At 75.9% G+C, this 10315-nt stretch carries 10 protein-coding genes; 6 read left to right on the top strand and 4 right to left on the bottom strand.

Going from position 1 to position 10315, the window contains the following annotated elements:
• Positions 1 to 648: ERAP1-like C-terminal domain-containing protein (locus ACFU6K_RS18805; RefSeq protein WP_380664377.1), on the top strand; the 648-nt coding region annotated here is incomplete at its 5' end.
• 171 nt (positions 649 to 819) lie between these two features.
• Here the strand turns inward: ACFU6K_RS18805 and ACFU6K_RS18800 are convergent.
• Positions 820 to 2058: a CapA family protein gene (locus ACFU6K_RS18800; protein WP_380664375.1), complete on the bottom strand. Its 1239-nt coding sequence runs from the start codon at positions 2056 to 2058 to the stop codon at positions 820 to 822.
• A gap of 348 nt (positions 2059 to 2406) precedes the next feature.
• Here ACFU6K_RS18800 and ACFU6K_RS18795 point away from each other — a divergent pair, with 348 nt between their 5' ends.
• From ACFU6K_RS18795 to ACFU6K_RS18780, 4 genes are all read left to right on the top strand, one after another.
• Positions 2407 to 3195: a universal stress protein gene (locus ACFU6K_RS18795; protein WP_380664373.1), complete on the top strand. Its 789-nt coding sequence runs from the start codon at positions 2407 to 2409 to the stop codon at positions 3193 to 3195.
• A gap of 188 nt (positions 3196 to 3383) precedes the next feature.
• Positions 3384 to 4598 (top strand): M48 family metallopeptidase, encoded by a 1215-nt coding sequence (locus ACFU6K_RS18790; protein ID WP_380664381.1) that lies wholly within the window; start codon positions 3384 to 3386, stop codon positions 4596 to 4598.
• 30 nt (positions 4599 to 4628) lie between these two features.
• On the top strand, positions 4629 to 5051 hold the full coding sequence (locus ACFU6K_RS18785; protein ID WP_049651037.1) for a MarR family winged helix-turn-helix transcriptional regulator: 423 nt from the start codon (positions 4629 to 4631) through the stop codon (positions 5049 to 5051).
• Positions 5052 to 5283: 232 nt separating this feature from the next.
• Entirely contained in the window at positions 5284 to 6420 is a 1137-nt protein-coding gene (locus ACFU6K_RS18780) for a PP2C family protein-serine/threonine phosphatase (protein WP_380664379.1), read from the top strand.
• A gap of 452 nt (positions 6421 to 6872) precedes the next feature.
• On the opposite strand, the gene ACFU6K_RS18775 is transcribed toward ACFU6K_RS18780, so the two are convergent.
• Both ACFU6K_RS18775 and ACFU6K_RS18770 read right to left on the bottom strand, forming a co-directional pair.
• Complete coding sequence (locus ACFU6K_RS18775; protein WP_380664371.1) at positions 6873 to 7646, bottom strand: GNAT family N-acetyltransferase; 774 nt, start codon at positions 7644 to 7646, stop codon at positions 6873 to 6875.
• A 4-nt stretch (positions 7647 to 7650) separates the two neighbouring features.
• Positions 7651 to 8190 carry a MerR family transcriptional regulator gene (locus ACFU6K_RS18770; protein ID WP_380664369.1) on the bottom strand — a complete coding sequence of 180 codons (540 nt, stop codon included), beginning with the start codon at positions 8188 to 8190 and terminating at the stop codon, positions 7651 to 7653.
• A gap of 130 nt (positions 8191 to 8320) precedes the next feature.
• Between ACFU6K_RS18770 and ACFU6K_RS18765 the strand changes: the two genes are divergently transcribed.
• Positions 8321 to 9292, top strand: coding sequence for an NAD(P)-dependent oxidoreductase (locus ACFU6K_RS18765; RefSeq protein ID WP_380664367.1), 972 nt, complete (start codon positions 8321 to 8323; stop codon positions 9290 to 9292).
• A gap of 124 nt (positions 9293 to 9416) precedes the next feature.
• On the opposite strand, the gene ACFU6K_RS18760 is transcribed toward ACFU6K_RS18765, so the two are convergent.
• Positions 9417 to 10205 carry an SDR family NAD(P)-dependent oxidoreductase gene (locus ACFU6K_RS18760; RefSeq protein ID WP_380664365.1) on the bottom strand — a complete coding sequence of 263 codons (789 nt, stop codon included), beginning with the start codon at positions 10203 to 10205 and terminating at the stop codon, positions 9417 to 9419.
• Positions 10206 to 10315 lie beyond the last annotated feature (110 nt).

Genomic DNA, 10315 nt, shown 5'->3' with positions numbered 1-10315 from the left:
CTGCTACGGCGCACCGAGGGCGAGCCGGACCGCACCGGTCTGCGCCTGGTGGCCGCGCGCGGCGTGATCGGCACCGCCGCCGGCGAGGCGCAGGCCGCCGAGCTGCGCGACTGGCTGGCGGCCGGCACCGTGCCCGGCGGGCCGGTGCTCGATCCGGACCTGCGCTGGCAGCTGCTGCTGCGGCTGTGCGTGCTCGGCGCGGCGGGTGAGCCGGAGATCGCCGCCGAGCTCGCCGCCGACCCCAGCGACACCAGCGAGAAGGGCGCCGCCCGCTGCCGCGCCGCGCTGCCCGACCCGGCGGCCAAGGAGGCCGCCTGGCAGGCCCTGTTCCACGGCGAGCTCTCCAACTACCTGGCCGCCGCCACCGCCAGGGGCCTGTGGCAACCCGAGCAGGCCGAGCTGCTGGACGGGCTGACCGCGCGCTACTTCGAGGAGTTGGGGTCGGCCGCCGCCCGCCGCGGCCCCGCACTGGCCCGGGTCCTCGCCACCACGGGCTTCCCCGCCTTCGCCGCCACCGAGCGGACGGTACGGGCGGCCGAGGCCTGCCTGGCCGACCCGGACCTCACCGCGGCGACCCGACGCGGACTGGTGGACCAGCTGGACACCCTGCGCCGCGCCGTCCGGGCACGGACGCGGGCCGAGCAGTAGCACCCGGCGGGCGAGCGGCGGCGGCGAGGCCCGGGTGGTCGCGCCGCCGTCTCGCGCCGCCCGCTCCGCGACGCCGCGCCCTGGTCCGGCAGGGCCCGTCCGGCGGGGACTGTCCGGCAAGGCCCGGGTGGCAAGGCCCGCAGGACGTGCCTCAGGCCGGTCGGCCGGACCCTAGCGCGGTGCGGCGGGGGTCGTCGGAGCCTTCGCGGGAGCTGTCGAGGACTTCCCGGGAGCCGTGGAGGCGGGAGCCGTGGGGGCCGTCGCGGGAGCGCCGGGGGCTCCCGGGGCGGCGGGCGCCGGGGAGAGGCCGGTGCAGCCGCGCAGGCCGTCGCGGCGCTTGAGGGCGGCCTCGGCGGTGGCGCCGGTGACCGGCTCCGGGATGCCCTTGTCGTCGATGGTGGCCGGGGTGAAGGCCTCGCCGGTCACCTTGCCGTCGGCGGTGAGGGTGAGGGTGGTGACGCCGGTCTCGTTGGAGTTGGGGTAGTTCGAGGTGCCGTACCAGAGGAAGTTGCCGAAGCCGTACCCGATGTAGGTGTCGCCGAGCATGCCCGAGCCGACCATGGTGTGCGCGTGGGTGCCGACCACGGCGGTGGCTCCGGCGGTGGCGAGCTTCTTGGCGATGGTGGTCTGCGGGCCGGTCGGGCAGGCCTTGCCCTCGTCGCCCCAGTGCAGGTAGACGAGCACCACCGGGGCCTGCTGCTTCGCCGTCTCCACCGCCTTGACCAGCGCCGGGACGTCCAGCGCCGAGGCGATGCCCGGCTTGCTCGCGCCGGCCCGCCACTTCTGGTTGGTGAGGTCCTCGACCTGGCTGGCGGCGACCACCGCGACCTTCACCCCGCGCACGGTGGTGACGTACGGGGCGTACGCCTCCTTGGCGTTGCGCCCGACGCCGACCACCGGGATCGGCGAGGAGTCCTTGGCGGCGAGGGTGTCGGTGAGGCCGTCGGCGCCGAAGTCCACGGCGTGGTTGTTGGCCATCGAGACGACGTCGACGCCCGAGTCCTTGAGCACCGACAGCGCCTTGGGCGAGGTGCGGAAGGTGTACGTCTTCGGCTCCGGGGCGCCGCGCCCGGTGATCGCGGTCTCCAGGTTGAGGACGGACAGGTCGGCGTCGGCGAGGGTGCGGGAGATCGGGCCGAGCGCCGGCTCGGGCGGCTGGACGGCCAGCCGGGCCTCGGTGCGGCCCTCGAAGTGGACGTCCCCGGCGAAGGCGACGGTGATGGTGCCGTCGGGCCGGGGCGGGGCGCTCTTGCCCGGGGCCGTGCCGGAGGGCGAGCCGCCCGGCGCCGAGGACTCGCCCGGCGGGACGGGGGCGGCGGAGGCCGGGGCCGGGGCGGGGTCGTCCGGCCCGCAGGCGGCGACGGCGGTCAGTCCGACGAACAGCGCGACGGCGGCCGCGGCACGGCGCATGAGTGGATCCCCCCGAGGATGATGCGAGAACGATCAGCCTACGCCACCGAATCACCACCGCTCGGACCCGAGCCCGCAACATTCCGGCCACGAAAGGGCACGGCGCGGAGGCGCCGACCGGGCCCCTACGGCCGCTCCCCGGACGGCGCGCCCGGCCCGCCTGGCCCGCCTGTCCCAACCGCCCCACCGGACCGGGCCACCACGTCCCTGGCGCGGAGGCGGGCGGGGCGCGCAGCGTGGTGTGGAGAGGGCGAGTACGGGGGAAGCGCGTGCGGGGGGAGCCCGTGCGGGGAAGCACGCGAGTAGGGGGGAGCAAGTCCCGTACCAAACGCTCGGAGGTGTGACGTGATGGGCAGCAACCAGCTCTCCTCCGCAGGTGGCGTCTCCCCCGCGGGCGGCGGCCGCGCCTCCCCCGCCCGGGAACGCCGGATCGTGGTCGGGATCGACGGCTCCCCGCCGTCGAAGGCGGCCCTGCGCTGGGCGGTCGGCCAGGCCGTGCTCACCGGGGCGACGGTGCACGCGGTGGCGGCCTGGGAGTACCCCTCGCTGTACGGGTGGTTCGCGCCGATGGTGGACGACGGTTTCGAACGGACCGCCCGCCGGACCCTGAGCGCCGAGATCAACGAGATCCTCGGCCCGGACCGCCCGGTGGACGTCCGGGAGAGCCTGGTGCTGGGCCACGCCGCCGAGGTGCTGCTGGAGGCCGCCGAGGGGGCCGACCTGCTGGTGCTGGGCAGCCGTGGCCGGGGCACCTTCGCCCGGACCCTGCTCGGCTCGGTGTCCACCCGGTGCGCGGTGCACGGGGTCTGCCCGGTGGTGATCGTCCGCGCCGACGGGACGGCCGCACCCCCGGCTACGGCCCTCGGGGTCGAGCAGCTCGCGCCCGGGGCCGTGCGCACCAAGGACTGGCAGCTCAGCCTGCACGTGGTCGAGGACGAGGACACCACCCGGGTGCACGCCGTGCTGGACGCCGACGGCAACGTGCTGCACAGCGACACCCGCTCCCGCCGCAACCCCCGCGACGCCCCGGCCCCGGAGGTCGGCGACGAGTTCGCGGTCGGCCGCGCCCTGGTGGACCTCGGCCACCAGCTGCTGCGCGCCGGCGTCCACGACGCCACCGGGACCACGGAGGAGTGAGCACCCGGCCAGGGGTGGGCGCCGGGCCGCGGCGTGGGCGGCGAGCGGCCGGGTACGCCATGCTGAATCACCACTGAACCGCTGAGCCGCCGAACCGCCGTACCCCGTCCTTCCCCGACCGATCCGACCCGACCCCGACCGGAAGAGCCGCGCCCCGCCATGGACCCCACGCCAGCCTCCGAGGCCCCATCCCGGAGGCCACCCCGGAGACCACCCCGGACTTCACGCCGGACTTCACCCCCGACGAGCGCGCCCGGGGCCGGGCGCTGCGCCGCGCCCAACTGCCGTGGGCGCTGGGCGGGCGGCTCGCGGGCCTGGCTCTCACCCTGTTGCTCGGTCTCACCCCGGCCGGCGCCGCCCTGGTGACCGCCGCCGGCGGCTGGTTCGGCGGCTCCCGGACGGCCGGGGTGCTGGCCGGAGCGGCAGCCCTGGTGCTGCTCGGCCAGGCGCTGCAGTTGCCGTTCGGCGCCGGTGCGCGGACCGTCCGGGCCCGGTACGGGCTGGTGACCCAGGGCTGGGCCGGCTGGGCGCTGGACGCCGTACGCGGCCTCGCGCTCACCCTCGTCCTCGTCCTCCCGCTCGCGCTCGGGTTGTTCGCGCTGACCGCCTGGTCGCCGCAGCGCTGGTGGCTGCCGGGGGCGGGCGCGGCGGCGCTGCTGACAGTGGCGCTCTCCTTCCTCCATCCGCTGCTGATCGAGCCGGTGTTCAACCGCTTCTCCCCGATGCCCCCGGGGGAGCTGCGCGGCGCGCTGCTGGCGCTGGCCGAGCGGGACGGCGTCCGGGTGCGGGACGTCCTGGTCGCGGACGCCTCCCGCCGCACCACCGCGCTCAACGCGTACGTCTCCGGGTTCGGGGCGACCCGCCGGATCGTCGCGTACGACACCCTGCTGACCACCGCCGAGCCGCGCGAGGTGGAGCTGGTGGTCGCGCACGAGCTGGGCCACGTCAAGCACCGGGACGTGCCGGTCGGCACCGCGCTGGGCGCGGTCGGTGCGGCCGTCGCGGTGGCCGTCCTCGGCCTGCTCGCCGCCTGGCGGCCGCTGCTGGATGCCGCCGGGGTGACCGATGCGGCGGACCCACGGGCGCTGCCGCTGCTGGCGGCACTGGCCGCGCTGCTGGGCGCGCTGTCGGGGCCGGCGCAGTGCGCGGTGAGCCGTCGGATCGAGGCCAGGGCGGACCGGCACGCACTCGAACTGACCGGGGACGTCGAGCAGTTCGTGGCGATGCAGCGCAGACTGGCCGTGGCGAACGTCTCCGATGTCGACCCGCCGAGGGTGCTTGAGCTACTGTTCGCCACTCACCCGAGTGCGACCAGCCGGATCGCCGCCGCCCGCGCTTGGCAGGCCGCACCGGAACGGCGGGCGCCGGAGCGGGGCGCGATCCCGGGCACATCTGTTGTATAGTGCAACAAATATCGAGGAGATAGGAACGCCGTGCCCGGCCGCCAGTCGTCCATCGAGACCATCCAGCGCGAGCTGACCGCCTTCGCCCGCCGCGCCCGGCACAAGGCCTCCCAGCTGCACCCCGACCTCTCGCTGGTCACCTACAGCATCCTCGACCTGATCACCGAGCGCGGCGGCTGCCGGGCCGCCGACGTGGCCGCGTACTTCATGCTCGACAAGTCCACCGTCAGCCGCCAGGTCACCGCCCTGGAGAAGCTCGGCCTGCTGGCCCGCGAGACCGACCCGGACGACCAGCGCGGTCAGATCCTGCGCGCTACCGAGGCGGGGCTCACCCTGCTGCGCGACGCCAACGAGCAGCGTCGGCTCTCCTTCACCGCGCGCTTCACCGACTGGTCCGACGAGGACGTCGCCCGCTTCGCCGACTACCTGGCCCGCTACGGCCAGGAGGGCTGACCGGGCACCACCAGGGAGCGCGAGCCGAGCGCCGCCGGGACGTGGGCGGAGCCCTGCCGGGGAACGCGAGCCGAGCGCTGCCGGCGAGCGGGCCCGACCGCTCCGGGTGCGCCCCGGCGCCTCCACGGTGTACAGAGGAGGAGTGCCCCTCCGGCAGCGTCCCGATGCGCCGCACCCGCCGCCCGCGCCGTATCCCCCCGACCGCCGCCGCGCCTGGCGGCCCGACCGCCGGGTGCTGACGGCGCTCACGCTCGCGCTGATCGTGCTGATCACCGTGGTCGACATCGTCTCCCCGCCGGACGTCCACCTCGGCCCGCTGCTGATCGTCGCCCCCGCCCTCACCGCCTCCTTCGCCGGCCCCCGGGCCACCGCCTGGGTCGCCGCGCTCGCGTTCGCCGCGCTGACCGTCATCGGCGCCGTCCGGTCCAGCCTGACCAGCGCGAACATCGAGACCCAGCTCAGCGCGCAGCTGATCGTCTCGGTACTGATCGTCGGCCTGCGGGTGCTGCGCGAACGGCACGAGCGCGAACTGGCCCGGGTGCGCTCGGTGTCCGAGGCCGCCCAGCGGGTGCTGCTGCGCCCGCTGCCGGAGCGGATCGGCCCGCTGCACCTGGCCTCCGTCTACCTGGCCGCCGAGGCCGAGGCGCAGGTCGGCGGCGACCTGTACGCGGCCGCCCGTACCGCCACCGGCACCCGGCTGCTGGTCGGCGACGTGCGCGGCAAGGGCCTGTCCTCGCTCGGCGACGCGGCCCTGCTGCTCGGCGCCTTCCGCGCCGCCGCCCACCTGCACGCCGAACTGCCCGACCTGGCCGCCTACCTGGACGGCAGCGTCAGCTGGGACCTCGCCCAGCTCGCCGAACAGTCCCGGCGGGACCGGTGGGAGTGGCGGGAGCGGCAGGCACTCTCCGCCCTGCCCTTCCCCCCGCCCGAGGAACCCCCGGAGGAGAGCGGCGACTCCGGCGAGTCCTTCATCACCGCCGTGCTGCTCGACATCCCCGACGACGGCTCCCCGGTGCGCCTGATCGACTGCGGCCACCCTCCCCCGCTGCTGCTGCACCCAGACGGCATCACCGCCCTCGCCGCCCGCCAACCCTCCCCACCACTGGGCCTCGGCGAGCTCGCGCCGACGCGGTACGAGACGGAGACCTTCCCGTTCCGGCCCGGCGACCGGCTGCTGATCTACACCGACGGCGTGATCGAGGCCCGCGACGCCCAGCGGCGCTTCTACCCGCTCACCGAACGCGTCACCGCCTGGCGCACCGAACGCCCCGGCGCCCTGCTCCACCACCTGCGCCGCGACCTGCTCGCCCACGTCGGCGGCCGGCTGGACGACGACGCGGCCATGGTCGTGGTCGAGCGGCTGCCGTGAGGGCGGCCGACCAGCACGGCGTGACGAGCGTCCTCGGAACGAAGGCAGGCAGCCCTGTCGAATTGCGCTCTCATGGCTTTCGTCGGGCCGGCCTCGGTCGGACGGGCCGCGGTGCCTCGGGCATGGCTCCCGGCCTGATCGCCTCCGGGCGCGTACGAGCCCGAGGCCGAGACCGAAGCTCAGGCCGAGGAGGGCGGGCACGGCAACCGTCGCGGCGAGGGCGCGCGGGTGGCGGAGGTCGAACATGCCGGGGCTCCTTCCCGGGGCCCGGACGGCCCCGCTCGTGGTGCCTCAACGATGACCCCGGCCACCCCTCCCGCACATGTACCGAACGGCACATCCTGAGCAGCGGCCACACCCACATCCCCCTGCCGATCGGCAGGGTGGACACCGGCCACGTCCACCCGGTGGGAAGGAATCTCCCCACCCGAACCCGAGCCCCCCGGCAGGCCCTACGGCTGGCGGACGTACGGAGTCGTCGTGCTCACCCAATCGAAGCCGAGGCGCTGCAGGATCGGCCGGCTCTGGTCGCTCGCGTCGACCTGGAGGTACTGGTAGCCGAGCTCGGCCGCGAGACGGGCGCGGTGGGCGATGAGGGCGCGGTAGATGCCCCGGCCACGCCAGTCGGGTGCGGTGCCACCGCCCCAGAGGCCGGCGAACCCGGTGCCCGGGATCAGCTCCATCCTGGCGCTGCTGACCGGGCGGCCGCCGGCCATCGCGACGACCATGCTGACCGTCCCGGTGCCGTGCCGCAGGTGGTCGAGCAGCCGCTCGCGCAGACCGGGGTTCTCGACGCCGAAGGCCTGTGTGTTGGCTTCCACCAGCAGGTCCACCCCGGCCGGGTCGGTCACCGGGAGCAGCCGGACGCCCTCGGGCAGGGCGGCCTCGACGGGCAGGTCCGCGATCCGGGCGAGCATCAGCGCCTCGTCCGGCTCCGGGGTGAAGCCGGCCGCCAGCAGGCGGGCGCCGAGGTCGGCGGGGCGGTCGTGGGAGTAGGCCTTCCACTCGAACTCCAGCCCCAGTCCGGCGAAGTGGCGCACCTGCGCGGCGATCGCCGCGTCCGCCCCGGCCTCGTCCAGCCCGGACCAGACCACGCCGTTCCAGCAGTGCTCCGGGCCCACCTGTCGGACCACCGCACCGTCGCGCTCGACACGGCAGCCGGGGTCGGGCGGCGCGTTGCGTCGGAGCCGGTCGTCGAACAGGGCGAGCACTTCGTCATGATCCATCCGCTCAGTCCAGCACGGTCCGGGAGCGCGCACCATCGAGTTTCCGCGCCACCGGCCGCGGGCGGCGCTCGCCGGTCGGCGCCGGGCGGCGCTCCCCGTCCTGCCGCGGGCGACGGCCCCCGGTCTGCTCACGCTCCCCGGCCGACCGGCGGTCCGCCGCCCGGAGCAGGCCGGACCGGATCGCCTCGCTCGGCGCCTCCGCGCCCATGATGGCGTCCAACAGGCCGCGGGCTTCGGCGAGTTCGTCCATCTGCCGGGTGATCCGGGCGCGTTCCCGGGCCAGACCGTCGAGCAGTTCGGGACAGGTCGGTCCGGGAGGACGCTGCCCCGGCCCCGGCAGGCCGTGGAGGATCTCGGCGATCACGGTGCTGTTGAGGCCGGCCGCGAGCAGGGTGCGGATCCCGCGGACGGTGTCCACGTCCCGCTCGCCGTACTCGCGGTAGCCGCTGGGGCGGCGCTCGGGCGCGAGCAGCCCCTGCTCCTCGTAGTAGCGCAGCGCGCGCGGGGTGGCCCCGGTGCGCCGGGCGAGTTCTCCGATCCGCATCGCGGACACCTCCTCGACGGACCGTCCACTGCGGCCCGTCACCGCGGGTTTTCCGCCGAAGCCCCGTGACGTTCCGCCGTGCCCCTCCGCCTTGACTCTGCCGTCGGCGTGAAGGTCTAGCGTAACCGCCATGCCGAACGAACGATCTTCCTCAACCTCCCCTGCCCTCACCGCCGTTGCCGTGCTGGGCCTGGGCCCGATGGGCCGGGCGCTGGCCGGGGCACTGCTGGCCGCCGGCCATCCGGTCACCGTGTGGAACCGCACGCCCGGCCGGGACGCCGAGCCGCTCGCCCTCGGCGCGCGGTCGGCCGCGAGCCCCGCCGAGGCGGTGACGGGCTCCGCCGAGGCAGTGACGGGCTCCACCGAGGGGGCCACGGACTCCACTGAGGCGGTGACGGGCTCCGCCAAGGCGGGCGCCCCGCTCGTCCTGCTCTGCGTCCGCGACCAGCCGGCCGCCCGGGCCGTGCTGGAGGCCGCCGGGGCCGCACTGCGCGGCCGGACCGTCGTCAACGCCACCTCGATCGCACCGGGCGACGCGCGGGCGAACGCCGCCGACGCCGAGGCCCGGGGCTACCGTCTCCTGAACGCCGCGATCCTCACCCCCACCCCGACCATCGGCCGCCCGGAGGGCACCGTCCTGCTGAGCGGCGACGCCGAGCTCTTCGCCGCCCACGAGGCGACGCTGCGGGCGCTGGGCACCGTACGCCACGTGGGCGCGGACCCGGGCCGGGCGGCGGCCTTCGACGCGGCCCTGCTCGACCTGTTCTGGACCACCGTGCACGGTTACCTGCACGCCCTCGCACTGGCCCGCGCCGAGGGCATCAGCGGCGCCGAACTCGCGCCGTACGCCCAGGGTTTGCCGCGCCTGTTGCCGCCGCTGATCGACCGCTTCGCCCAGCGCGCGGACGACCGCCGGCATCCGGGCGACCACAGCAGCCTCGCCTCCGCCGAGGCCGGCCTGGCGCACGTCGCGCACACCGCCAGGGCGCGCGGCCTGGACACCTCCGTCCTGGACGCGGCGCTCGCCGTCACCCGGCGGGCGGTCGCGGCCGGGCACGGGCCGGACGGGGTGTCCGCCCTGGTCGACCTGCTCGCCGGGTAGCCGGACAATCGGGAACCGGGCAATCGGGAACCGGGCAATCGGGAACCGGGCAATCGGGAACCGGGCAGCCGTACGGCCGGGCGACCGGGAACCGGGCAGCCGTACGGCCGGCCGATCGGGGCCGCTACTGCGCCAGGTACCCGCCGTCCACCGGCAGCACGACCCCGGTGACGAAGGACGCGTCGTCGGAGGCGAGGAAGAGGACGGCCGCCGCGACCTCGGCCGGGTGGCCGAGCCGCCCCATCGGGTGCAGCTTCTCGATCGCCCCGAGGTACTCGGGACCGCCGGGCTCGTCGTACAGCCGGGCGACGCGCTCGGTGGTGATGGTGCCGGGGGCGACGGCGTTGACCCGGATGCCGCGGTCGGCCCACTCGACGGCGAGGTGCTTGGTCAGGCCGGAGGCGACGAACTTGGCGGGCCCGTACACCGCCTGGCCGCGCTGGCCGGCCTCGCCGGAGATGGAGGAGAGGCAGACGATCGAGCCGCCGGGCCTGTCCTGCGCGGTCATCGCCTCGATCGCGTACTTGCAGGTGAGGAACATGCCGCGGCCGTCCACCGCCATCACGTGGTCCCAGTCCTCGGCGGTGGCCTCGGTGATCTCCATCAGCGGGATGATCCCGGCGTTGGCCACCAGCACGTCCAGCCGCCCGTGCCGCTCGACGGCGGCGGCCACCATCCGGCGCGCGTCCTCGCCCCGGGCCACGTCGCCGACCACCGTGCTGACGGCGCCCGGGAACCGCTCGGCCAGCCGGTCCAGCCCGGCCTCGTCCACGTCGAAGGCGACCACCGACGCGCCCTCCCGGACGAAGCGTTCGGCGACGGCCCGTCCGATACCGCTGGCCGCACCCGTCACCACGCAGGAGCGGCCGGCCAGCCGCCCACCCGCGGGGCTCCCCGCGTTCTCAGTCACCATGGCGCGACTCTACCCAGCGGACGGCCGCGCGTCGGGTGCCTTCGGCCGGTCCGCCGGATCCGGCCGGTCGGCGGCTCAAAAGCGGCCCGGAGCGGGCCCGGAACGAGCCC

Origin of the sequence: Kitasatospora sp. NPDC057512, assembly GCF_042802135.1 — a bacterium.
Classification (GTDB): Bacteria; Actinomycetota; Actinomycetes; order Streptomycetales; family Streptomycetaceae; genus Kitasatospora.
This window is presented reverse-complemented; position numbering and strand designations above follow the sequence as displayed.